Origin of the sequence: Flavobacterium sp. KMS, from assembly GCF_000813005.1 — a bacterium.
Taxonomy (GTDB): Bacteria; Bacteroidota; Bacteroidia; order Flavobacteriales; family Flavobacteriaceae; genus Flavobacterium.
In genome coordinates, this window is sequence record NZ_JSYP01000029.1 from 1 (window position 1) to 24,948 (window position 24,948).

19 protein-coding genes are annotated in these 24,948 nt (G+C 31.5%); 12 read left to right on the forward strand and 7 right to left on the reverse strand.

Annotated elements, in window-relative coordinates; genetic code table 11:
* Together OA93_RS21855 and OA93_RS21860 are read right to left on the reverse strand one after the other, a co-directional pair.
* Positions 1 to 1,794, reverse strand: a 1,794-nt coding sequence (locus OA93_RS21855) for a hypothetical protein (RefSeq protein ID WP_131474516.1), incomplete at its 3' end; no start/stop codon positions are given.
* A gap of 948 nt (positions 1,795 to 2,742) precedes the next feature.
* Positions 2,743 to 3,213 (reverse strand): hypothetical protein, encoded by a 471-nt coding sequence (locus OA93_RS21860; protein ID WP_039116241.1) that lies wholly within the window; start codon positions 3,211 to 3,213, stop codon positions 2,743 to 2,745.
* A gap of 179 nt (positions 3,214 to 3,392) precedes the next feature.
* Between OA93_RS21860 and OA93_RS21865 the strand changes: the two genes are divergently transcribed.
* On the forward strand, positions 3,393 to 6,017 hold the full coding sequence (locus OA93_RS21865; protein WP_052249968.1) for a phosphatidylglycerol lysyltransferase domain-containing protein: 2,625 nt from the start codon (positions 3,393 to 3,395) through the stop codon (positions 6,015 to 6,017).
* 339 nt (positions 6,018 to 6,356) lie between these two features.
* Complete coding sequence (locus OA93_RS21870; protein ID WP_131474517.1) at positions 6,357 to 6,761, forward strand: hypothetical protein; 405 nt, start codon at positions 6,357 to 6,359, stop codon at positions 6,759 to 6,761.
* Positions 6,762 to 7,160: 399 nt separating this feature from the next.
* Here the strand turns inward: OA93_RS21870 and OA93_RS21875 are convergent, their stop codons facing one another.
* Entirely contained in the window at positions 7,161 to 9,716 is a 2,556-nt protein-coding gene (locus OA93_RS21875; protein WP_039116247.1) for an adenosylcobalamin-dependent ribonucleoside-diphosphate reductase, read from the reverse strand.
* A gap of 1,727 nt (positions 9,717 to 11,443) precedes the next feature.
* On the opposite strand from OA93_RS21875, the gene OA93_RS21880 reads away from it, so the two are divergent.
* On the forward strand, positions 11,444 to 11,947 hold the full coding sequence (locus OA93_RS21880) for a CAP domain-containing protein (protein WP_039116250.1): 504 nt from the start codon (positions 11,444 to 11,446) through the stop codon (positions 11,945 to 11,947).
* Between the two features lie 327 nt (positions 11,948 to 12,274).
* Positions 12,275 to 12,781, forward strand: a complete 507-nt coding sequence (locus OA93_RS21885) for a CAP domain-containing protein (RefSeq protein WP_039116251.1) — start codon at positions 12,275 to 12,277, stop codon at positions 12,779 to 12,781.
* A 108-nt stretch (positions 12,782 to 12,889) separates the two neighbouring features.
* Here OA93_RS21885 and OA93_RS21890 read toward each other — a convergent pair whose 3' ends face one another.
* Together OA93_RS21890 and OA93_RS21895 are read right to left on the reverse strand one after the other, a co-directional pair.
* Positions 12,890 to 13,786: a carbohydrate kinase gene (locus OA93_RS21890; protein ID WP_039116253.1), complete on the reverse strand. Its 897-nt coding sequence runs from the start codon at positions 13,784 to 13,786 to the stop codon at positions 12,890 to 12,892.
* Positions 13,787 to 13,933: 147 nt separating this feature from the next.
* On the reverse strand, positions 13,934 to 15,100 hold the full coding sequence (locus OA93_RS21895) for an MFS transporter (protein ID WP_039116255.1): 1,167 nt from the start codon (positions 15,098 to 15,100) through the stop codon (positions 13,934 to 13,936).
* A 104-nt stretch (positions 15,101 to 15,204) separates the two neighbouring features.
* Between OA93_RS21895 and OA93_RS21900 the strand changes: the two genes are divergently transcribed.
* The 6 genes from OA93_RS21900 (at position 15,205) to OA93_RS21925 (ending at position 21,147) form a co-directional block, all read left to right on the forward strand.
* Positions 15,205 to 16,038, forward strand: a complete 834-nt coding sequence (locus OA93_RS21900) for an AraC family transcriptional regulator (protein WP_039116257.1) — start codon at positions 15,205 to 15,207, stop codon at positions 16,036 to 16,038.
* Positions 16,039 to 16,596: 558 nt separating this feature from the next.
* Positions 16,597 to 17,586, forward strand: a complete 990-nt coding sequence (locus tag OA93_RS21905; protein WP_039116280.1) for a type IX secretion system membrane protein PorP/SprF — start codon at positions 16,597 to 16,599, stop codon at positions 17,584 to 17,586.
* Between the two features lie 350 nt (positions 17,587 to 17,936).
* Entirely contained in the window at positions 17,937 to 18,497 is a 561-nt protein-coding gene (locus OA93_RS21910) for a 2'-5' RNA ligase family protein (RefSeq protein WP_039116258.1), read from the forward strand.
* Positions 18,498 to 18,602: 105 nt separating this feature from the next.
* On the forward strand, positions 18,603 to 19,532 hold the full coding sequence (locus OA93_RS21915; RefSeq protein ID WP_039116259.1) for an AraC family transcriptional regulator: 930 nt from the start codon (positions 18,603 to 18,605) through the stop codon (positions 19,530 to 19,532).
* A gap of 102 nt (positions 19,533 to 19,634) precedes the next feature.
* The gene (locus OA93_RS21920) at positions 19,635 to 20,360 is read left to right on the forward strand and encodes an SDR family NAD(P)-dependent oxidoreductase (RefSeq protein WP_039116260.1); all 726 of its coding nucleotides are present in this window, start codon (positions 19,635 to 19,637) and stop codon (positions 20,358 to 20,360) included.
* 19 nt (positions 20,361 to 20,379) lie between these two features.
* Positions 20,380 to 21,147 carry an SDR family oxidoreductase gene (locus tag OA93_RS21925; protein WP_039116281.1) on the forward strand — a complete coding sequence of 256 codons (768 nt, stop codon included), beginning with the start codon at positions 20,380 to 20,382 and terminating at the stop codon, positions 21,145 to 21,147.
* A gap of 100 nt (positions 21,148 to 21,247) precedes the next feature.
* Here the strand turns inward: OA93_RS21925 and OA93_RS21930 are convergent, their stop codons facing one another.
* Entirely contained in the window at positions 21,248 to 21,619 is a 372-nt protein-coding gene (locus tag OA93_RS21930) for a DoxX family protein (RefSeq protein ID WP_039116262.1), read from the reverse strand.
* Positions 21,620 to 21,723: 104 nt separating this feature from the next.
* On the opposite strand from OA93_RS21930, the gene OA93_RS21935 reads away from it, so the two are divergent.
* Positions 21,724 to 22,083, forward strand: coding sequence for a helix-turn-helix domain-containing protein (locus tag OA93_RS21935; protein ID WP_039116263.1), 360 nt, complete (start codon positions 21,724 to 21,726; stop codon positions 22,081 to 22,083).
* 248 nt (positions 22,084 to 22,331) lie between these two features.
* Here OA93_RS21935 and OA93_RS21940 read toward each other — a convergent pair whose 3' ends face one another.
* Entirely contained in the window at positions 22,332 to 23,426 is a 1,095-nt protein-coding gene (locus tag OA93_RS21940) for a DUF695 domain-containing protein (protein ID WP_039116264.1), read from the reverse strand.
* Between the two features lie 425 nt (positions 23,427 to 23,851).
* On the opposite strand from OA93_RS21940, the gene OA93_RS21945 reads away from it, so the two are divergent.
* Positions 23,852 to 24,943: a HAMP domain-containing sensor histidine kinase gene (locus OA93_RS21945; RefSeq protein ID WP_039116266.1), complete on the forward strand. Its 1,092-nt coding sequence runs from the start codon at positions 23,852 to 23,854 to the stop codon at positions 24,941 to 24,943.
* Positions 24,944 to 24,948: the final 5 nt, after the last annotated feature.

The following is a 24,948-nucleotide window of genomic DNA, read 5'->3' on the forward strand; positions in this document are numbered from 1 at the left end:
TTGAATAATTGTTGTTACAGCAGGATTATTTGCAATAGTACTAAAGTTTGTTGTTACATCACCAACAACATCTATGTTTACAGGCGTTCCTGCCTCGTTATTATACGTATAAGAACCTCCTCCATTATTTACAAGCGTGGTTAATGTTTCGTTTGCTGCAATAATGTTTGTTAACTCTGTTGTGAAAGTAGGATCGTTAAGAATCGTAGAAGCATTACTAATTACATCACCTACAACATCTATTGTTGTGGCTGTAGTATTCTCACTTGTGTAAACATATTTACCATCATTAGCAGCATCTTTTGTTAATGTGGTTAATGTTTCGTTTGCTTTTACAATTGTACTAATGTCTACTACTTGCGGATTACCTGCGGCATCGGTATAACTAAATTGATTTGTTGTAGAATCAAAAGTTACTGCGCCTTCGGTTTTTGTTGAAATTTCCTGAATAATAGTTGTTACAGCAGGATTATTTGCAATGGTACTAAAGTTTGTTGTTACATCACCAACAACATCAATATTTACAGGCGTTCCTGCTTCGTTATTATAAGTATAAGAACCTCCTCCATTATTTACAAGCGTGGTTAATGTTTCGTTTGCTGCAATAATATTGGTTAGTTCTGTTGTAAAAGTAGGATCACTAAGAATCGTAGAAGCATTTGTAATTACATCGCCTACAACATCTATTGTCGTTCCTGTAGCATTCTCACTCGTATAGAGATATTTACCATTGTTAGCAGGATCTTTATCAAGTGTGGTTAATGTTTCGTTCGCTTTTACAATAGTACTTATATCTACTACTTGAGGATTACCTGCGGCATCGGTATAACTAAACTGATTTGTTGTAGAATCAAAAGTTACTGCACCTACTGTTTTTGTTGCAATATTTTCTATAATCGTAGTTACTGCAGGATTATTTGCAATCGTACTAAAGTTTGTTGTTACATCACCAACAACATCAATATTTACAGGCGTTCCTGCTTCGTTATTATAGGTATAAGAACCTCCTCCGTTATTAACAAGCGTGGTAATTGTTTCCTCGTCTTTAATAACATTGGTTATTTCGGTTTTAAAAGCAGGGTTGTTTAAAATTGTTGAAGAATTTGTAATTACATCACCTACAACATCTATTGTAGTTCCTGTAGCATTTTCACTCGTATAAAGGTATTTACCATCATTAGCAGCATCTTTTGTTAATGTGGTTAATGTTTCATCTGTCTTGATAACATTTGCGAGTTCGGTCGTAAAAATTGGATTGTTTACAATACTTGAAGCATTATTAATTACATCACCTACAACATCTATTGTAGTGGTTGTAGCGTCTTCACTCTTATAAACATATTTACCATCATTAGCAGCATCTTTTGTAAGTGTGGTTAATGTTTCACTTGATTTTACTACTTGAGTAAAGTCAACTGTTTGTGTTACTCCAGACGCATCAACATAAGTAAATTGCTGAGTTGTTGGGTTATAAATAACAGTTCCTGTACTTGGCGCAACTTCATTAGAAATAACTATTCTATTCCATTTATTATCATACCAATAGTAGTATCCGGCTTTAATGTCTGCAACATTCGCTGTATTAAATACTAATAAACTGTTTTGATTACCATTTGTAATTGTGGTAGCATCCGTAGAACTTGTTAAATTAATTCTTGGGATTAAAATACCTTTGTCACTAGCAACAACTTCTAACTGTGAAGAAGCATTTGGCAATGGTGTTCCGATACCTACCTGTGAGTAAGCCGAATAACTACCTAAGACAAAAAGCAAGGGGAGTAATTTATTCTTCATAAGATTCATTATTGGGGGTTAATAATCTATTTTGAATTTAAACTAGAAATAGAGAGACTATCTCTAAAAATATAAGAACTTGAAATTTTAGATAAAGTAATAGGTGGTATTCTTCAAAAAAATATAATATTCAGAATATGTAGGTTCTCTAAATTCTAAATACAGATTGTCTACAGATATCCCATAGGGAATCCATTTTGGCGTTTAATTAATCTAAGTATTAATTTTGGGTGATGACTAAAGACAATATAAATTACAACACTTTACTTGTCTGAGTATCAACTTTGAGTGATGATTAAAGACAATGTAAATTACAACACTTTACTTGTCTAAATATTAATCAACAATATATATTTTAGGCTTTTATGTTTTTTCAATATATTTTATAAAATCATTATAAATTGGTGAAGTGATGTTTAAACCATTTATACTACTTTAATACTATTGATAAACAAAAGCTTTTTTAATGTTAAAGAACCTTAAAGTGGTATTTTAGTTTTCTTTAACGAAATCTTATTAAAGTTTCTTTTTAACAACAACTCACGCTAAAAATGTAAGTTATTGAAAATAAGAATATTAAAAGTAATAAAAAAATTATACAAAATAAAATAATGCTTGAATTTTTTTTCACCTTAATGTTTTCTTAATATTATAATTGACTCTATATCTATAAAAAATTCTCAAAAAAAAGCTAAAGCCCCGAATACACTGGGTATTCGGGGCTTTTAAGTTTTTAATTTTTGATTTGAAAACAATTAAAAAAAAAACAATTACAACACATTTACAATCAGACAATTGTGTTTTTATAGTATTTTTTAAGCTAATTAAATCGGATAAACGGCTAAAAACATCGCCAAAGCGTTTTATGAAATACATTTTACAAATAAAAATCTTATAAAAAAAAATAAAACGCTATTCATTAATAATCAAAAAAAAATGCTGCTATAATTAATCTTTTTCTGTTACCTCAAGAAATCCTCCTTTTTTATCAAATACTAAATCAAGGAATTTTCTATCTTTTACAATTCCTACTTCATAAGTTATAACATTATTGCCATCGATAAGTCTTGCTGCTTCTCTAATGGTTTGGCCTGGGTAGTTTTTTTGTATGTAGCTTAAAGCTGCTTTAGGAAGTTCTGTTCTGGCAATTGCCAGTTCATATGCTTTTAACATCCCATTATTATCATAAACTGCTAATCCTACAGATGTACCTGTATTAAATTTAGCCAGATAACGAATGTGATCTGAATCTTCGCCTTCATAATCCTTTGTCCAGGTAGGAACTTTGCCTGTAAACTCTTTTTGAAAAGCAATTGTTACTGCCACAGGAGGAACAACTTCTTTATCTGATTTAACTTCTGTTTGACCAATCATACTTGCTCCATATAAAATGGTTAACGCTAGAAATAGTTTTTTCATAATCTCTAATATTTAAGAATTAATAATGGGGGTTAATTTGAATTTAAAATTACTACTGCTAAATGAAAAACAGATTAACTTTTAATAATTTAACACGTATATTTATCATAATTAAAAACTATATCATATTCAAAAAATATTATAATACATTTATACTAAGATAATTAATTAAAACAACATTGAAAACATCATCTAAAATTGATTATTGCATAAATTTTTTCAAAGAAAGAAGTGTGCCATTATTATCCCGAAACGGGAAAGTGGTTACGCAATTTATTATAACTCTTTTCTTTCTTGGCGTTGCGATTTGGTTTCTCAAACAGGAACAAACAGAATTGCTTCAGGTAAGGAATAGTTTTACAACTGCAAAACCGCAATGGATTATTGTTGGGATTTGTACAACTGTGCTTTACATCTTACTTCAGGGAGCAATGTATATAAAAGCATTTTCGGCAATTGGGGTTAGAATTAAATTAAAACAAGCTCTTCCTTTATTCTTAAAACGAAATTTTGTTAGTGTATTTATTCCTGCTGGCGGGGTTACTTCGCTATACTTTTTTACAGAATCTCTAACTAAAAAGGGGATTGAAAAAGTACAAATTCATTTAGCGTCTGCCATATATGGTTTTATAGGGATCTTATCTGTTATAATTATCGGAATCCCATTATTTATTTACGCTTTATTAAAAGGGTCAATAGCATCGGGTGAATGGATTGGAATGCTGGTAATTATTCTCTTAATTCTTGGATTGTTCTTATTATTTAATTCGATATTAAACAAAGGAACTGCTCATAAATTGCTCCTTAAATGGTTTCCTAAAACTGAGATTTTCTTAACTGATTTACAAAACCATACTATAAATCGAAGCAAATTTTTTTATACAATTCTAATTTCTATTTTTATCGACTTAGTGGGAATTACTCATTTATATATTGCAATGATGGCTTTACAATTTGAACCTTCATTAATTGCAGCATCAATGGGATATACAATCTCTGTTATTTTTCTTATCATATCACCTTTTCTTCGTGGTCTTGGCCCTGTAGAAGTCTCAATGAGTTTTATATTAATACGTTATGGATTTACCAATCCCGAAGCAATTTCGATTACGTTACTATATCGGGTGTTCGAATTTTGGATTCCGTTATTTGCAGGAATACTTACTTTTTTATCCAAAATAAATAAACTCTTAATGAGAATCGTTCCGGCATTATTATTATTTTGTCTCGGAATAATTAATATAATTTCAGTTTTAACACCTGCAATTAGTGGCCGATTAATGCGTTTAAAAAACTTCTTACCTCTAGAAGCAATTCATTTATCTAATTATCTGGTTTTTACCTCGGGATTGTTCCTATTAGTCACCTCATCATTTATGCTAAAGGGTTTAAAAATGGCTTGGTGGTTTGGCTTAGGATTATCTGTAATTTCGATTATAGGAAATCTTACCAAAGCAATAGATTTTGAAGAATCTATAATTGCATTAATAGTATCTATAAGTTTAATTGCAACTCGCAAAGAATACTATATTAAAACCAATCCCAGGCTTCGTCTTTTGGGTTTACAAACCGCAATTTTAAGCGTAATAGCTGTATTAATTTACGGGGTAATTGGCTTTTATTTTTTAGATAAAAAACATTTCAATATTGATTTTAGTATTGGTCAGTCAATTCGATATACTTTGCAAAATTATTTTCTGCTTGGCAGTTATGATTTAAATCCTCTGGATAATTTTTCGAGACACTTTCTAGCATCAATTAAAATTAGCGGATTTGTTTCTTTTACCTTTTTAATTTATACGTTGATAAAACCTTATATTTTTAAAGATCCTGTAACTACTGCTGAAAAAGAAATTGCGAATGGACTTTTAGAAAAATACGGAAATTCGCCTTTGGATTATTTCAAAACTTACTTTGATAAACTGCTTTATATTTCACAAAACAATGAGGCTTTCCTAGCTTATCGCGTTTCGGGTAATTTTGCAGTAGTACTCGAAAATCCTGTTGCTAAAAACAATGATGAAAGAAAACAATGCATCATCGAGTTTGATAATTTTTGCTATGAAGCAGGTTTAAAAAGTATCTATTATCGTATTCCCGAAGAAAATCTGGAGTTGTATAAATCTCTTGGTAAAAAATATTTTTTTATAGGGCAAGAAGGTGTTGTAGACTTAACGACTTTTAGCCTCGAAGGCGGAAGTAGAAAATCGTTGCGCAATGGATTAAAAAAGATTAGCGATTTAGGATTAAAAGCAACCATAAATTTACCTCCTATAAAAGATGGTTTATTACAAAAAATACAATCAGTTAGTGACGAATGGCTGGAGGAAACGGGACGGAATGAAATCCTTTTTTCTCAAGGTATTTTTTTATGGGACGAATTAAAAAAACAAACTATAATTACAGTCGAAAATAGCGAAGAAAAAATTATTGCTTTCCTTAATATAATTCCAGATTATACTAAAGGCGAAGGAACGTATGATCTAATCAGGAAAACTACCGATGCTCCAAACGGAATTATTGATTTTATTATGATTGCACTTTTTGACTACTTAAAATCTCAAAATCTTACTGCTGTAAATATCGGTCTTGCGCCAATGAGCGGTATCGAAAACCCAAATACGATTCAGGAAAAGTCGATGAAATATGTGTATGAAAAAGTAAAATCATTTTCTCATTACAAAGGCCTAAGGGATTATAAAGAGAAATTTTCGCCTTCATGGCATAATCAATATATTGTCTTTTCTGATGATTATGATTTAATACAAATCCCACAAATACTATCCAAAGTAATTAAACCGTAACTTTCTTTAGCTTTTCACTAAGATTCACTAAACAAGAGCACTGATGATACGGATTTACTAAAGCAAAGATTCGGATAAATAAAGATTTTTTATATCATTATCTTTTTTAAACAATAGACTGTTCAGGTTTGGTTATGCTACCTGTATGATTCAGAATACATCAGAATAAATCAACTTTATTAAGTCACAGTAAAATATGGGCAAAACCGTCCTTTATAAAAAATAGATTTAACCACATAGAATCAAACATTTCTTTCAATTCACATATTTTTTGTTTAAATTCGTTTCTTATCAACAACAAACAACACACTATAAATTAAACACTTACATATAACCCTTATGAAAAATATTTTAAAGCAAGCCTCAGTAATAATGTTATTTCTTACCGTTATAAGCTGTCAGAAAAAATCAGTATCAGATGAGTTAAACGGAAGTTGGGAACTCCGCCATATCGAGGGTATTCAAGTAGCTCGAGTCGATCCTAACTTTAAACCAGGAAACGGTACATTACTTAAATTTGAAGGGCAAAAATATGAGCGCTATTATGAAGGTAAAAAAGAAGAAGACGGCATCTTTGCCATTACCCCAGAAGACACAGTAATAAACAATAGTAAAGCCAATTACAGTTTTATATTTAATAACAATAAAGAAAAAATATATGTATTATTGGAAGGGAATAAACTAGTAATTTTTAATGGAATTATAGCTGCCGATGGAACAGAATCGACTTATGAAAAACTGTAATTTAAACTATGAGACGATAGCCTTATAGAAACAAGACTAAATCCTCATTATCTGTATTCTTTTTTAAACAAAAAGCAAAACGCCTGCAAAGAAAATCCTTGCAGGCGTATTTTATATAATTCATAGTTTTAAACTATCTTTTTGTTGTTTTTGTCACAGATTAAAAGATTTAAAACTTTGCATTCTTTGCGTAAACCATTGTGCCCTTTGCGGTTATTTTTTAACACGCCCTTCATCAAAGATTATGGAGTTTCTCAAGAAGATTTTCAACTCTTCTCAGAATGACAATATTGCGCAAAACTTTGAACCTTTGTCCCTCAGAACCTCAGCATCTCAAAACCTTTAAAAAAAACTTTGAGCCTTTGTCCCTCTAAAAAACCTTTGAACCTCAACAAAAACCTATCCACATTTAGATGATCCACAATCATTACAAGTAAGGCAACCTTCTTGATATATAAGATTCTCAGAGTTACAATTACTACATTTTTGACCATGAGCTTCTGTACCATCTACGATATAACGTTTAAGGGCACGCGCAACACCATTTTTCCAGGTATTTATAGATTCACCGTCAAGCTGAAGACTGCTAACTAACTCAACAGCTTTATCTATAGGCATACCATGTCGTAAAGTACTCGATATTAGTTTAGCATAATTCCAGTATTCAGGATTAAATTTATGCGAAAGTCCTTCGATGGTTGTTTTATAACCTCTGGTGTTTTTATATTGAAAGTCATAACGAGTAGTTCCGTCTTCTTTTTTATTTTTGATAATGAGTCCTTCCGAAACCCAACGCGGAATTAAAATTCCATCTTCATCATCTACCAGACCTGTGAAAATTTCATAAGGTCTGCCATCAATTAATCCGATAAAAGCAATCCACTTATCTTTACTATTCTGAAAACGAACCACATCAGCTTCTAATACCTGAGGGCGTTTTGTCGAAAAAATACTTGGTACAGTCGGAGCAGCTTCTTCTTTCTTTTCAGTATTAGCAATAAGTACTCCCGAACGTGAACCATCACGATATACAGTAACACCTTTGCATCCTGCCTCCCAAGCTTCCATATACAATTTATCTACCATTTCTTCGGGTGTTTCGTTAGGCACATTTATGGTAACAGATATAGAATGGTCTACCCATTTCTGAATCTTTCCTTGCATACGAACTTTACTTAACCAGTCGATATCATTACTTGTCGCTTTATAATAAGGAGATTTTTTTACTAATTCATCTATTTCTTCCTGACTGTAATTTTTAGTAATATCATATCCATTAATAAGCATCCATTCTTTAAACCTATGATGAAACACAACATATTCTTCCCAGCTATCTCCTACCTCATCAACAAAATCTACACGAGCATCTTTATCATTTGGATTTACCTTTCTTCTGCGTTTGTAAACAGGCAAGAAAACAGGCTCAATTCCCGATGATGTTTGTGTCATTAAACTTGTTGTTCCTGTAGGTGCTATAGTAAGTAAAGCAATATTACGACGACCATGTTCTTTCATTTCATAATACAACTCTTCATCGGCTTCTTTTAATCGAAGTAAGAACGGATTATTCTTTTCTCTTTCAGAATCATAAATAGTAAACATACCACGTTCTTTGGCTAAGTTTACCGATCCACGATACGCCTCGACAGCAAGTGTTTTATGTATCTTTTCAGAGAATACAACTCCTTCATCACTTCCGTAACGTAATCCAAGCGCAGCAAGCATATCACCTTCAGCAGTAATTCCAATTCCGGTACGACGACCTTCTTTGGCTTTATTTCGGATATTAAGCCATAAATTTCTCTCTACTAATTTTACCTCATCACTTTCTGGATCAGCATCTATTTTTCCTAATATAGCATCAATCTTTTCTAATTCAAGATCAATAATATCATCCATTATTCTTTGAGCTGCAGCTACATGTTTTTTGAAAAGTTCAAAATCAAAAGAAGCGTCTTTAGTAAAAGGATTATTTACATAAGACAATAAATTGATAGCCAACAAACGGCAAGAATCATACGCGCAAAGCGGAATTTCTCCGCATGGGTTTGTAGAAAGTGTTTTGTATCCTAAATCGGCATAACAATCAGGCAAAGATTCATTAATGATAGTGTCCCAAAACAAAATTCCTGGTTCTGCAGATTTCCATGCATTATGAATAATTTTATTCCAAAGTTCTTTGGCTTTAATCTCTTTAGAATACAAAGGATTATCGCTAAATATTGGATATTTCTGAACATATATTCCATCAGCCTTAACAGCTTTCATAAACTCATCATCAATACGCACAGAAACATTTGCCCCAGTAACTTTTCCCTGTTCCATTTTGGCATCAATAAAATCGGCTGCATCAGGATGATTAATAGATACCGAAAGCATTAATGCACCACGACGACCATCTTGTGCAACTTCGCGAGTCGAATTAGAATAACGTTCCATAAATGGCACTAATCCTGTAGATGTCAATGCCGAATTTCTTACTGGCGAACCTTTTGGACGAACATGAGATAAATCGTGACCAACTCCTCCTCTACGTTTCATAAGCTGAACTTGCTCCTGATCCGTTTTCATGATTCCGCCATACGAGTCTGAATTATCATTACCAATTACAAAACAATTTGATAATGATGCAACCTGAAATGGGTTTCCAATTCCTGTCATCGGACTACCTTGAGGAACTAAATATTTAAAATCTTTTATCAAATCAAAAACTTCAACTTCAGATAGCGGATTAACATACTTTTTTTCAATACGAGCAATTTCACTTGCAATACGTTGATGCATATCATTAGGAGATAACTCAAAAATATTCCCTTCAGAATCTTTAAGTGCATACTTACTTACCCAAACAGTTGCAGCAAGACTATCCCCTTTAAAATATTCTAAAGATGCTTGTACAACCTCTTCTTGAGTGTACATAATCGCATTGTTTTTTGTAGCTAATAATTTGTCCATGATATTGATAATTTTTAATATTAAATTCTGATGTAAATTTAAAAATAATTAAACTACTAAAAAAATAAAAATAAAAAAGCTTACAAATAAATCAATTTAAAAAACTAAAAATCAATACATTAAAAATTTACTAACATCATAAAGTTAACAAATTTTTATTTTTAATGTAATACCGAATTAATTTTTAATCACAATTAAACTTCTTTAATAAAACAATTTTTATGCTGTTAAAAACCATCAATAATTCATAAAAATTTTGACTTTTTTTACAGAATACTTTCCTTATTAAGAGTTTTAACAAATAATAATTTTTGACGTTTAAAACGTAACGTTGTGCTCCTCCCATAATACATTTCAGCGTTACGTTAATTTTGGTTCACGCAGATTTTGCAGATTTTTTTTGTTTTGATTTTAGAATTCGGCTTGTGGAATATATTACGGGAGACGCACTGCGGTGCGCCTCTACAGAAACCTTAGAACCTCAGTATATTTGTGTCTCTGTATTTCTAAAAAAAGAGTAAATACCCTCAATATTCTAGACACACTGTTATGCGTCCCTACAAAAACCTTAGTACCTCAGCACCTTTGAACCTTTGAATAAAAAAAAGAGTGAATACTCTCAATATTTTAGACACGCTGCTATACGCCCCTACAAAACACCTTATAGCCTCAGTATCTTTGTATCTTTGTACTTCTAAAAATAAGAGTAAATACCCTCAATATTCTAGACACACTGCTATGCGCCCCTACAAAAACCTTAGTACCTCAGCACCTCTGAACCTCTGAACTAAACCCTCAACATTTAAGACGCACTGCTATGTACCTCCCATAATGCATTTCAGTGTTACGTTAATTTTGGTTCACGCAGATTTTGCGGATTTTTTTGTTTTGGTTTTAGGATTCGGCTTGTGGAATATATTACGGGAGACGCACTGCGGTGCGCCTCTACAAAAAAACCATTGAACCTCAGCATCTTTGAACCTTTGAATAAAAAAGAGTAAATACTCTCAATGTTTTAAACACCCTGCTATACATCCCTACAAAAGACCCTATAACCCCAGTATATTTGTATCTTTGCACTTCTAAAAATAAGAGTAAATACCCTCAATATTCTAGACACACTGCTATGCGTCCCTACAAAAACCTTTGAACCTTTGAACCTTTGAATAAAAAAAGAGTAAATACCTTCAAACTTTTAGACGCACTGCGGTGCGCCTCTACAAAAACCTCAGAACCTTTGAACCTTTGCTCCTTTGAACCTTTGCTCCTTTGAACCTTTGCTCCTTTGAACCTTTGCTCCTTTGCCACTTTGCTCCTTTGAACCTTTACTCCTTTGCCCCTTTGAACCTCTGCCACTTAGAACCTCTAAAGAAAAAAACATAATATAAAGAAAAAATAAATACATATTACATTGATTTTAAACAACATACAAATACAACTTAAAATATTTTAACCGAACTTTACTGTAATAAACAACTACATTACAATTAATAAAAATACCCGCTGGGTGTAAATTAATTTAAAAACTGAGCAACAGAGCTTGGTATAAGCAAACAAAACTATTTCTTTCGGCTAATAAGCTATATCTGTTTTAAATAAAGAAAGCGTCTTTTTTTTGAAAGTTAAAAATCATTTCCCCTTTACCTGTTAGATAAAACTTTCATGACGGTAGCGAAGCAAACAGACGGAGTAATTACAGCCTACGAGTTAATAAAATATATTTTATTATGGCAAAAAAAATAAATCAAATAGCATCCGTAATCGTAATATTATTTACTATCCACTCCTGTGCTAACGATACAAGCATTAGCAACGAACCAGAACCTATCCCCATAGTTGTTGTAGAATACAATTACACCCCTATAGAACTAGAAACAATGGACTTAATAAACAAGTACAGAGTTAGCAAAGGCTTAAATACGCTAGGGACGATAAACTATCTTTCGCTTAAAGCCGAAGAACACACTAATTACATGATGACCAATAATGCTGTAAGTCATGATAACTTCGCAGTTCGATTAAAAGACATTGTCAGAACTTTAGGTGTTATTAAAGTCAGTGAGAACATTGCTTATAATTATAATACTCCGCAAGAAGCCTTAGATGCTTGGTTAAATAGCCCCGAACATAAAAAAAACATTATGGCCGATTATACTAACTTTGGTATTTCGGTAAGACAACATCCTATTAATGGAAGAAAATATTACACAAACATCTTTGTAAAATATTAATCTATTAGCTTACACTCTCTACATTAACTCTTCTACTCTAGAATAGAAATTTCAAATCTTATTTCAGTCAACCCTGCTCTAAAAGTTCCTGCTGTACAAGCAATACTTATTAATTCCTGCGAAGATTTCTTTTTCACAGAAAAAACAAAATTACGATTACTTCAAGCATAAACTAAGCCTTTATCTCTCAGAATCTTTACATTACAAAACTTAAAAAAAACCTTATTCTATTGATTTTAAACCCTATACAGATATACATTAAAATAAATTGACCAGACCTTTGCCGTATCAAATAAATCTAACTGAATCAGTAAATTATTTTTTATTATGGCAAAAAACATAAGTCTAATTATATCATTAATCACAATAATATTTACGCTACATTCATGCTCTAATGATAGTAGTAATAGCAATGAAACAACAAAACCTATTCCTGAAATTGTAGTAGACTATAATTATACTCCAGCAGAATTAGAAGTAATGGATTTAATAAACGAATATAGAACTAGTATCGGTTTAAACACATTAGAAAAAATAAACTACGTTTCTGTTAAATCCGAAGAACATAATAATTACATGATTACTAATAATATTGTAAGCCATGATGATTTTGTAACTCGTTCTGAAGACATCATTAAAGCTCTTGGTGTTATAAAAGTAAGCGAGAATATTGCCTATAATTACAACACCCCAAAAGCTGCTCTCGATGCTTGGTTAGCTAGTCCTGAACACAAAAAAAACATTACAGGAGATTATAGCAATTTTGGTATTTCGGTTACTGAAAATCCTATTAATGGCAGAAAATACTACACCAATATCTTTGTAAAATATTAATACCACAAATACCACATCTTAGATTATTTTAATGTCCAAAAGCAGAAAAACACTCTCAAAAGGAGTGTTTTTTTTGTTTATTATTCAATAAAAAAAATAAATATAAGATTACTTAAGCATTAACTCTTCTATTTTAGAATAGGAAATCTCAGGATTTGCTCCTGCCGATCCTGCTACTAAAGCTCCAACTGCACAAGCAAGATTTATTGATTCCTGCGGAGATTTACCCGTAAGTAATGAAGTAATTAATGTTGCAAGAAAGGAATCTCCTGCTCCTACTGTATCTACAACTTTTATAGAGTAACCGCTATTATGATACAATTTTCCTTCCCATAATAATGATGCTCCCTCTTTACCCTTGGTTACACACATGGCTTTAGCATTTGTTTTTTTAGCAATAAATGCTATGTTTTCCTCTAAACCAACATAAGGAGACCCCATAGCCGAGGCAATTTCCAGCAACTCTTCGTCATTAAACTTTATAAAACTAGCCGATTGCATTAGCTTCTCGATTATATCATACGAGTAATGTGGTTTCCTTAAGTTTACATCAAAAACCTTGTAAAGATCATTTTGAAGCAATTCTTCTAATGCTAAACGAGAAACAGAATCCCTACAAACCAAACTCCCGTAAATAAGTACATCGGCTTGAGTAACCAACTTTTTTGCCGTTTCATTTAAAACAATTTTATCCCATGCCGATGGATAATTAATTTCATAACTAGCCGATCCATTTTCATTTAAAGAAACCTGAACTAAACCAGTCGGAAATTCTTCCGATGTGATAATAGCATCGGTTTCAAGACCAAGACTTTTAACTTGATTTATTATCGCTATTCCGTCTGTATCATTACCTACACAACTTATCATCGCAACATTACAACCCAATGCCTTCATACGTAAAGCAACATTAAGCGGAGCACCTCCTATTTTCTTTTCGTTTCCAAAAACATCCCAAAGTACTTCTCCGTAAGAAACAGCATTAAGTTTTTTCTCTTTATTCATTCTAAAATCAATTTAAGTATTGCTATCAAAACCTACATCTGTAAAGTAAAAATAATCTTTTATTTCATGTAACCAAATGAGCAAAAGCTATATCTATAAACAAAAAGACAAGCCTATTTGACTTGTCTTTTATAAATATATTCATTTTTAAACTCTTTGTAATTGCATCACGTATTTTTTTCTTTGTATAAATATAAAGGTAAAAAGTATTCCCAAAAATGACATCCCTACTCCTATTAAATTAGGCGAAGCATAACTGTAACCAGCTATTAGAGGCAATCCTCCTAAAAAGGCTCCTAATGCATTTCCTATATTAAAACTTGCCTGAATTGCTGCCGAAGCAATCATTTCTGCACCCGTTGCTGTCTGAATCATTAACATCTGGATTGGTGCTACAATCGAAAACGAAACACAACCTGTTAAGAAGGTCAAAAATAAAGACGCATACTGATTATATGAAAAGAAATAAACCAAAAGCAAATCGATAGCCATTACAAAAAGCAACATTATAACAGTAGTTGATGCCGAAAATTTATCAGCTAATTTACCTCCTATAAAATTCCCGATTACCATTCCTAATCCTGCTAAAATTAAGATATACGGAACATTCTCTGGCGAGAAACCAGATACATTTGTTAACAAAGGTGCGATATAACTAATCCAGGAAAACAATCCTCCAAAACCTATTGCAGTAATTGCAATTATTAACCAAGCCTCAGTTTTCTTAAAAAACTGCAATTGAGTTTTCATGCTTTCGCTTTTATTAGATTCCAGATTTGGCATCCATAAATAAATAAAAAGAAATGTAAGTAATCCGATTACTGCAATAAGTACAAATGTATAACGCCATAAAAAATGATGCCCAATATAAGTTCCGATAGGAACACCTATTAAATTTGCCAATGTTAATCCCGAAAACATAATAGAAACAGCCTGCGCTTCTTTTCCTTTATCGGCAAGTCGGCTCGCTACAACAGCTCCCACCCCAAAAAAGGCTCCGTGAGGTAAGCCCGATAATAATCTCGATGCAAATAATATTTCGTAAGTAGGCGCAATAATCGAAAGAGCATTAAATACAGCCAACATCATTGCCAGAATTAAAAGCATTTTCTTTGGCGGATAATTTCTTCCTATAATAACTAATAATGGTGCACCAATTACAACACCTAATGCATAAGCAGAAATTAAATATCCTGCTACAGGAATAGAAACATTCATATTCTGAGCAATATCAGGCAATAAACCCATCATCACAAACTCTGTGATCCCAATAGTTAAACCGCCCAATGAGAGCGCAATAAGACTTTTTTTCATTTGATTTTTTATAGAAAAGGAATAGATTTTCTATGCAGCAAATTTACATCCGGCAATGTTAAAATAAGTTGTATATTTACGACATTAACTTGTACATATCGAGCATGCCGAAATTAAATCAATTTGAAACACTTGTTATAGATGAATTTGAAGAAGAAAAATTTCACCTTCCTTTTCATGGCCATACCTATTATGAAATTATTTATATCGTAAAAGGCAATGGAATTCATCATCTTAATCAAAACTTACTTCCGTACAAAACGGGTGACCTATTTGTAATTTCGCCCGAAGATGAACATTGTTTTGATATCAAGAAATGCACTCGGTTTGTATATATAAAATTCACAGATAATTATTTCAATTCAAATAAAAGTCTTTTCTGCGATGATTTATTACTCAATACTCCAGAGTGTTTTATGCGGGATAAACTCCTAAAAGAAACTGTTCTGAAATTAGATGAGCCTTGTAAAACAATCCTAAAAAACACAATAGAAAACATTACAGCTTACAACAGCCGAATAGATGTAACAACTTCTCCAATTGTATTCTATCAGATCCTTTCAATCTTTGGATTAATCAAAGAAACCATGCGTGGTATGAATCCTAAAGCACAAGGAAATCATTTTGATAGCGAGCAAATCACATCTTATGTCCATCAGAATATTTATTACCCAAAACTGGTTCAGATAAAAGCAATTTCTGCTCATTTTAATATAGCCGAAACCTATTTTAGTGCCTATTTTAAAAGAACATTCGCCATTAGTTATCGCGATTATATAAACAATCTAAGAACGATATTAATCGAAAAAAGAATTACTAACAACCAAATGCCTATCAAGCAAATTGCCTACGAATTTGGCTTTACAGACGAAAGTCATTTATCAAATTACTTCAAAAAAAGAAAAAACATGAATCCTAGCGATTTCAAGAAATTGTAGATTCTAAGACGTGTGTATATTTATTGATTGCCTATAGAGGGAACACGGATAAAACAGATTCGCTAAAGCGAAAACGCGATCCCGAAGCGTCGGGACGGATTTCTTTCTATTGTTTTTTATTTACGTAAAAGTCACAAACTAAGCAACCTTTGCCTCTTAGTACCTTAGAGCCTTAAAAAAGAAGTCATAAATCACAACGATTATTTTAAACACAAACTAAGCAACCTCAGCACCTCAGAGCCTGTACCTCTGTACCTTTCCTAAAAAACCTTTGAACCTTTGCTTCTTAGTGCCTTAGAGCCTTAAAAAAAAGTCATAAATCACAACGATTATTTCAAACAAAAACTAAGCAACCTTAGCACCTCAGAGCCTTAGTACCTCTGTACCTTTCCTAAACTAAAAATGTCTTATTCAGCTGTTTTTATAGCTTATTGCGGCAATAAACCCACCCTTTCTGAGCTTACTTTGCAAAAATCCAGGTGTTTATTATATCGTGAAAACAAGTGTATTTCAGTATAATACCCTATTACAGTTTAATAAATACCATTTACGGCTTTGATATATACTAAAATTAGATTTTCAGTACTTTTATTATTTATATTTTCCTTTTCTTATTCTCAAGAAGGAATTCCTATATACTCCGATTATTTATCAGACAACTATTACCTGATACATCCATCAATGGCAGGAGCTTCTGATTGTACTAAATTAAGAGTAACATCACGCAGCCAATGGTCTGGACAAGACGATGCGCCTTCGCTTCAAACATTAAGTCTTAGCAGCCGAATTGGAGATAGAACCGGTGCAGGTATTATACTCTTTAATGATAAAAATGGATATCATTCTCAAAAAGGGATAAAACTTACTTATGCCTATCATATTCTTTTTTCAAGAGATGAAATGGACTTAAATCAACTTTCATTTGGTATGAATGCTGGAGTTATTCAAAGTCAGTTAGACGAAACTTCATTCATTGGTTTTGATCCAATTGTAAACGGAGGTGTCTTAAAAGATTCTTACTTTAATGTTGATTTTGGAGCGTCTTATAATTATCTAAATTTTTATACCCACGCAACAGTTCAAGGTGCTCTCGAAACAAGACGTCAGTTATATACTGAATATGAAAATAAAAATATCCGAAAATATCTTTTGAGTGCAGGATATACTTTTGGGAGCAAAAAAAGAATATGGATAGAACCTTCATTCCTTTTTCAGCTAGTTGATAAAACCAAAGAAAAAATAATCGATATTAACTTAAAAGCTTATAAAAAAATTGGAGAAGGTAATATATGGGCAGCCTTGTCATACCGAAGAAATTTTAACGGTACCGAATATTATAATGGTATTGATGTTTCTAAACAAAACCTACAATACGTAACTCCTATTTTAGGAGCTAAGTACAAAAATTTTATGTTTGCTTACACATATTCTAAAGTTATAGGCGATATACAATTTGATAGCGGGGCATATCATCAAGTTACATTAGGAATAAATTTATTCTGCAAAAAAGAACGATATGAATGTGAATGTCCTGCGATAAATTTATAATTCTGATTTAAACAAAAACAACCGATTATAACAAATAAAAAAGCGAATATCCATTTTTAGGCTATTCGCTTTTTAAGTAACTTGGCATTGATATTTTTTTTGCTAATATATTGAATCCTAAAAAACATAAAATTACAGACATACTGAAGTAGCAATTAATGATGCTATAAAATATTTTGAAAGCAAAACTAAATTTAATAAAACCGTTCATCATAAGTAGTAAATAAATCTGTTTATGAAAGACGCACTGCGGTGCGTCTCTACAGAAAACCTTTGAACCTCTGCATCTTTGAACCTTTGAACCTTTAAAAAAAATTTATTCCTTAATTTTGTTTCAAAACGAAACCACCATGCAAAAGCATTATTCAGTAGCTATATATCCTCCAGAGGCGACTATCGCTTTGATTAAATCAATGAAAGAACAATTGGCTGATGAAATAAAATGGTTTAACAGCAAAAATTCAGTTGCGCATATCACCATTTGCGAATTTAAAGCTACGGATAAAGAACTTGAAATAGTTAAAGCTAAATTAAGTCGTTTATGCGATTCTTTTGAGCCATTTGAGGTACAACTCGATAAATTTGATTCTTATTCTAATGGAGCATTTGTAATAACTCCAAACGAGGTTTCCAGAAACAAATTAAAACCAATTATGAAACGGGTTCATCAATCACTTGTTATTCCGAATATGAAAAAAAGCGATAATCCGCATCTATCTATTGCAAGAAGATTAACTCCTGAAAATATCGAAATTGCAAACCGACTATTTACTACAATTAATACCAACTTTATATGCGATAGTATTGTACTAAGACAATTTAACGAAGTGGTAAAACAATTTTCAGTAATCGATACATTTCAATTCAACGGTAATACACAACCAGAATTAATACAAGGAACACTTTTTTAGTATAAATGCAACCAACAACTTTAAACTATCAACAATCAACTATAAACCAACAACAATAAACAAATAACCAAATTTCGTATATTTGAATTTCACAAATCATTTGGTATGAAAACAACATCTATAGACGAGTTTTATAAAAATCTCACTGAAGGTTCGGATATTGAACCAAGTTCGTTATTACCGAATGATATTAAAAAAGAAATCGGTCACTTTAATGTTTTCAATACAAAAGAACTTTGGGAAAAACTCCGAGAAAAACCTTTTATGCCTTATGACCGAAGAGCATACTACAAAATAAGTTTAATAAGAGGTAAAAACAGAGCCGAATACGCCGATAAAGTAATTGATATTGAGAAAAATGCTATTTTGTTTGCTACCCCAAAAATTCCTTATCATTATGTTCCACAAGACATATATCAATCAGGGCATTTTTGCGTTTTTACATCTGAATTTATAACAGGTAATAAAAACGGAATAGAACTCGATGAACTTCCTATTTTTAAATCTGATGGTTACCCAGTTTTTCTATTAACGGATGAAGAATCTACAGAAATTGAATTCATATTCCAAAAAATACACAAAGAAATCAATTCTGACTACCTTTACAAGTACGATTTAATTCGTAATTATGTATCTGAATTAATTCATTTTGGGCAAAAATTACAACCCATAACAGCTTTATATTCCAAACATAATTCCGCAGCCAGAGTTTCTTCATTATTTATAGAATTACTTGAGAGACAATTCCCTATAGAATCTCCACACCAAAGATTGGAATTAAAAACTGCTAAAGATTTTGCAGCACGATTATCTATTCATGTAAATCATCTTAATAAAGTACTTAAAGAAAATACAGGTAAAACTACTACCGAATTAATAAGTAGCCGACTAACACAGGAAGCCAAAATTCTATTAAAAGAAACGGATTGGAATGTATCTGAAATTGCATATTCACTTGGTTTTGAAGAACTAGCACACTTTTCTAATTTTTTCAAAAAACAAACTACACTTACACCATTATCATTTCGCACATAATTAGTCTGATTTGAATTTCGCAAACATCAGATTGATATTTGCAACTCTCCAGTTTTACTTCGTTCCTACCTTTGTCTTATCAATTTAAAAATAAATAGAGGAATGGAATTACTGAACAATAAAATACTAATTACTGGTGGCGCAAGCGGTATTGGCTTGGGACTTACCGAAAGATTTATTAAAGAAAATAATACTGTGATTGTTTGTGGAAGACGTAAATCTGTCTTAAAAGAACTTACCGATAAATTCCCAACAGTAATTACTAGAATATGTGATTTATCGATTGAAGAGGAACGAATAAATCTTTATAAATGGATATCCGAAAATCACAGCGATCTAAATGTTCTTGTAAATAATGCAGGGATTCAGCAATGGATGAATGTTTCTGACGAAGATTTCTTTGAACGTGCAAAAACTGAAATAGCAACCAATATTGAAGCTCCTCTACATTTAATCTCTCTTTTTATTAATTTAAAATCGCTTAAAACGGTTATGAATGTAACGTCGGGACTTTCTTTTTCTCCTTATGCCAAAGTCCCTGTTTATTCGGCTACAAAGGCCTTTTTTCGTTCATTTACTTTGTCTCTTCGTCATTTGCTAAAAGCAAAAAACATTGAGGTAATCGAAATAATTCCGCCTGCATTAAATACTGACCTTGGAGGTATCGGTTTGCATAATGCTGCGCCAAGTGTAGAAAGTTTTATCGAATCTATTTTTGAACAATTAAAAGAAGGAAAAGACCAACTTACATTTGGATCTAGCGAAACAAGAGCTAATGTAAGTGCAGCCGATTTAAAAACAGCATTCAACCAAATGAATGCCAATTAATAACAATAAAAGAATCAAAATGACAACAAACACAAAAATAGCCTTGGTAACTGGTGGTAGCAGAGGATTAGGAAGAAATATGGCAATAAGCATCGCTAAAAAAGGAATTAATGTAATACTTACTTATAATAGTAACGAAGATGAAGCTAAAGCTGTTGTAGCCGAAATTGAAAAACTAGGACAAAAAGCAGTTGCATTACAACTTAATACTGGCGGAAATATAAAGAGTTTTGATACTTTTTACAACCAAATTACAACTGTATTAAAAGAGACTTTTAATACAGAACGCTTTGATTTTTTAATCAATAATGCCGGTATCGGAATAAATGCTCCCTTCGCTGAAACTACCGAAGAACAATTTGACCAGTTAATGAATATCAATTATAAAGGTGTTTATTTCTTAACCCAAAAAGCATTGCCTTTTTTACAAGATGGCGGCCGAATAATTAATATCTCAACAGGATTAGCACGCTTTACTGGACCTGGTTATTCTGCTTATGCTTCGATGAAAGGTGCGATAGAAACATTTACAAAATACCTTGCAAAGGAACTTGGTAACCGAAAAATCACTGCCAATGTTGTAGCTCCTGGAGCAATAGAAACCGATTTTGGTGGTGGAGCCGTTAGAGACATCCAGCAATATAATGATTACGTAAAATCTGTAACCGCATTAGGTCGTGCCGGATTACCAGATGACATTGGTGGTGTTGTAGCTTTTTTATGTACCGAAGATGCCCGATGGATTAATGCGCAACGTATTGAGGTTTCGGGAGGAATGAATTTGTAAAAAACATTTCACCATTAAGGAATTAAGTTTCATTAAGGATAAACACTTCCCTTTTCTTAATTTCTTAATGGTGAAAAAATCTTTAGACAGTTAGCTACTTTTATAAAATTATTTTAAAAGTCTTGTCTGTCCATAACAGTAATACGGAGAGAATACACATTATAAGAGAATTATAAAAATGATTGTATTCCTGATGAGCCATATGAGCTGTAAATGCACCTATTGCAAAAGGAAACAACAATAGAATCCCAATTGTTTTTATAGGCGGATTAAATAACCCTATAACAATTAACAAGACACCGATAAGTTCTCCGATGCCAATATAAATTGTCCAAATCTTGTTAAAGCCTAAAGATTCCATGCTTTTCATCATAGATTCTTTTTGAAAAACTTTGAAAAGTGAGGCATACCCAAATACATAGAGATAATACAAATAACTCACCCAATAAATGATTGTTTTAATAGTTTCCATTTTTTACAAATTTTAATTTTTACGCTGTAAATGTATTTACTAACTTGCATTTATTAAAGTACATACAAAATTGTAGGGTACTGATAAAAAAGTAAGTACACGCTATGAGAAAAGAAAACTCTACCAATAGTATTAATGAAAATTACTTAAACGAGAATTGTGGTATCGCCTATACGCTATCGATAATTGGAGGGAGATGGAAAATAAACATATTAAGCTATCTTATAAATGAGAATAAACTCCGATACAGTGAATTAAAATTAAGACTTACAGGAATTTCAGAGCGTATGCTTATCTCTAAACTTAAAGAATTAGAAAATGATGGTTTAATAAATCGGATTGTCCACGCGCAAGTTCCTCCTAAAGTAGAATATGAATTAACGGAACTTGGTAAATCTTTTAAAGAAATTTTAGATTTAATGTCCAACTGGGGAGAGAAAAATAACAAGGTACTAAGGCACTGAGTTGTAAAAGTTATTCCGCTTGAACACAAAACATTCATCATCTTGTCATTATGAGCGGAGTCGAAGAATCTCCATAAGTGAGTCTATAACCTATTAAGAGTCACTTATGGAAATTGTTTTTTCAACTCACTATAAATTCTTATCTTCTTACGTCAGGATAATATTTCGAGTACTATTTTGTTTGTTTTATGTTCAAACTGAGCAACCTCAGAACCTTTGCAACTTAGTGCCTTAGTATCTCAAAAAGACTAATTCATATATCTATTAAAAGATTGCCAGTATTTGTCTTTGTAAATTTCATATTCAATCTCAACTTGAGAGGCAAATTTATTCTTAATCTCTTCCAGTACTTTTGAAGGTTTTCTAAAATCTTTACAAGCAAAATAAATTTCTCTTAAATTTTCCGCAGTTTCACGCCCTAGATTAAGATATCCTTCGGAATCTTTAAGTTCTTTCATTAAAAAATCATCTTCGATTTCATTTAATAACTGAAAGGTTTCATTATCAGGAAATCCGTTATTATCCTCTCCATTATAACCTATTTTTACGGTTACAATCCATGGATGTGATGGTTTAGCATCCCATTCAAACAATGTAGAATTAATAACCGCAATTAGAGGTAAACCACTACTAAGTGTAGCTTCAAGACTAGAATAACCATCATTCTCAGTATTATGCCTTACTCCTTCATACTTCTCTACAAATTCCTTTTGTCTCCAAATCAGGAAATCTTGTAGTTTCTCGATAGGTACTAATTCTTTATTTGCTTCATCTTTACCAATTACATCAATTATATCTATGTTTTCGGTAAAGTGTAATTCTCCCAGATAATTATCTAAAAAGATATAAGTTCCGTTAGTTATAATTGGCTTATTCTCTTCATTACAATCTAAATGTACTACTGTAATATCTATTTTATCTGGATATTCCTTATCATCATTTGAGTAAAAAAACAGATTATCACTACCAAAAGTATAATCTCCCATTTTTATACAAACATTTTTAATATCTGTCGCTGGTTTTAAGGCAGTAAATTTCCAGTTCGGAAGTTTAGGAGCTGCATTAACTAATTCTTCTACAAAAACAATATTCTTTATGTTTCCATCGGCAGTAAGAACCAATTCAGCAGTTTGTTCATTAAGCATTCCAGTCAAAAAGAAATACCCCTCTTTTAAACTTTCTAGTTGGGGAGATAATTTATCAAAAAAATCTTTCTCGATATTTGTACCTCTATTCACAGCGTTGTAAAAATCCTTTTCATTTTTTTCAAACCAATTCCAAAAATCAGCATTTGACTTTATAGCTTCACTCTTTTTTCCAAAAATATTTTTAAGCATACTCATTATATTATTTTCTAATTATTCTTTTAATTTCAATTTATATTCAAATATAACAAAGTGAAAAATTATAAAGAAATTAAAGACATAAAAGGTAACAAAATTATAAAGATTATTTACCTCTCTCATTTATATAAAAAAACACCTATTTCTTCCTCACTGCATCTATTTTCAATTTCTTGATCTAAATAAAATTTAAAAAAAATGTCGTTTTTTTATTAAAAATATTATGCTTTTAAGTTAATCAAAAAAGCAATTACTAAATAGCCCTGAAAAGTTATAATAATAGCAGAATAAGTCACATTACAACAGTCTATTTAGTTCATTTTTAAATAGTTAAAAGAAAATCAGAATTCCTAGTTTCAATTAGGAAATTTATTTAACTTTGATTAGTTTTATAAATTTTTTAACCTTTTTCCTACAAAAAAGCAATGATTAATAGTGCCCCAGAAGAAAAACTAAAAGAAAGAATTAAAGAATTATTATGTCTTTATCAGATTTCAAAAATAATTTCAAAATCTAATAATGTTAATAAAGTTGCTCTGGAAGAAATCATTTTTTCTGTGGTAAAAGCATGGAGATTTTGTGATGATTCTATAGTCGAAATTCAGATAAATGATTATACACTAGCTACAGCATTAATTCCAAAAAACAATGTTTCCCAACATAGTGAAATAATAGTATCAAATAAAGTCTCAGGATTTATCAAAGTATATTATCCTCAGCCAAAATATAATCTTAATCATTTTCTAAAAGAAGAACAAGAACTTTTAGATACTGTTTCTTTTGAAATTGGCAATTACATAGAAAAATATCAAAATTTAGACAAAAAAGCTACTCTAAGGAAAACTTTAGAGAGAAAAGACAGACTATCTATTCTTGGAGAAATGACTGCAGGAATTGCACACGAACTTAATACTCCCCTTGCTAACATATTAGGGTTTGCAGAGCTTATTAAAGATGAAACTAAGGATCAAATAATTATTGATGATATCGCCAAAATCATAAATTCAGCAATCTATTCACGCGAAATAGTCAAAAAATTAATGTTTTTTTCTTGTGGTATGCCTCAACAATTACAATTGCTGAAAATAAAGCCAATAGTAACTGATGCTCTCACCTTTCTTAAGCAGAATTTTCAGAAAAAGAGTGTACAATATCAACTTGATTTTCAAGACGATGATATTATTGCAAAAGTAGATTCCATTCAACTTACTCAAGTTTTATTTAATCTACTTATAAATGCAATATACGTAGCCCCAAAGAATAGTATCATCTATATAGGAGTGAATAGTGATGAAGAAAATATGATACTAAAAATAGCAGACAATGGCCCTGGAGTTCCTCATGAAATTAAACAAAAAATATTTGACCCATTTTTTACTACAAAACCTGTAGGCGAAAGCTGTGGCCTTGGACTTAGTGTAGTACATGGAATAATTAAAAATCATAATGGAGATATAGAGATGATTGATAATACCCCAAGTGGAACGATTTTTTTAATAAAGTTACCATTACAATAATTAAA

Coding starts and splice junctions, on each gene's coding strand:
- OA93_RS21860 (WP_039116241.1), bottom strand. CDS start 3,213: ATGAAAAAACTATTTCTAGCGTTAACCATTTTATATGGAGCAAGTATG.
- OA93_RS21870 (WP_131474517.1), top strand. CDS start 6,357: ATGAAAAATATTTTAAAGCAAGCCTCAGTAATAATGTTATTTCTTACC.
- OA93_RS21875 (WP_039116247.1), bottom strand. CDS start 9,716: ATGGACAAATTATTAGCTACAAAAAACAATGCGATTATGTACACTCAA.
- OA93_RS21880 (WP_039116250.1), top strand. CDS start 11,444: ATGGCAAAAAAAATAAATCAAATAGCATCCGTAATCGTAATATTATTT.
- OA93_RS21885 (WP_039116251.1), top strand. CDS start 12,275: ATGGCAAAAAACATAAGTCTAATTATATCATTAATCACAATAATATTT.
- OA93_RS21890 (WP_039116253.1), bottom strand. CDS start 13,786: ATGAATAAAGAGAAAAAACTTAATGCTGTTTCTTACGGAGAAGTACTT.
- OA93_RS21895 (WP_039116255.1), bottom strand. CDS start 15,100: ATGAAAAAAAGTCTTATTGCGCTCTCATTGGGCGGTTTAACTATTGGG.
- OA93_RS21900 (WP_039116257.1), top strand. CDS start 15,205: ATGCCGAAATTAAATCAATTTGAAACACTTGTTATAGATGAATTTGAA.
- OA93_RS21910 (WP_039116258.1), top strand. CDS start 17,937: ATGCAAAAGCATTATTCAGTAGCTATATATCCTCCAGAGGCGACTATC.
- OA93_RS21915 (WP_039116259.1), top strand. CDS start 18,603: ATGAAAACAACATCTATAGACGAGTTTTATAAAAATCTCACTGAAGGT.
- OA93_RS21920 (WP_039116260.1), top strand. CDS start 19,635: ATGGAATTACTGAACAATAAAATACTAATTACTGGTGGCGCAAGCGGT.
- OA93_RS21925 (WP_039116281.1), top strand. CDS start 20,380: ATGACAACAAACACAAAAATAGCCTTGGTAACTGGTGGTAGCAGAGGA.
- OA93_RS21930 (WP_039116262.1), bottom strand. CDS start 21,619: ATGGAAACTATTAAAACAATCATTTATTGGGTGAGTTATTTGTATTAT.
- OA93_RS21935 (WP_039116263.1), top strand. CDS start 21,724: ATGAGAAAAGAAAACTCTACCAATAGTATTAATGAAAATTACTTAAAC.
- OA93_RS21940 (WP_039116264.1), bottom strand. CDS start 23,426: ATGAGTATGCTTAAAAATATTTTTGGAAAAAAGAGTGAAGCTATAAAG.
- OA93_RS21945 (WP_039116266.1), top strand. CDS start 23,852: ATGATTAATAGTGCCCCAGAAGAAAAACTAAAAGAAAGAATTAAAGAA.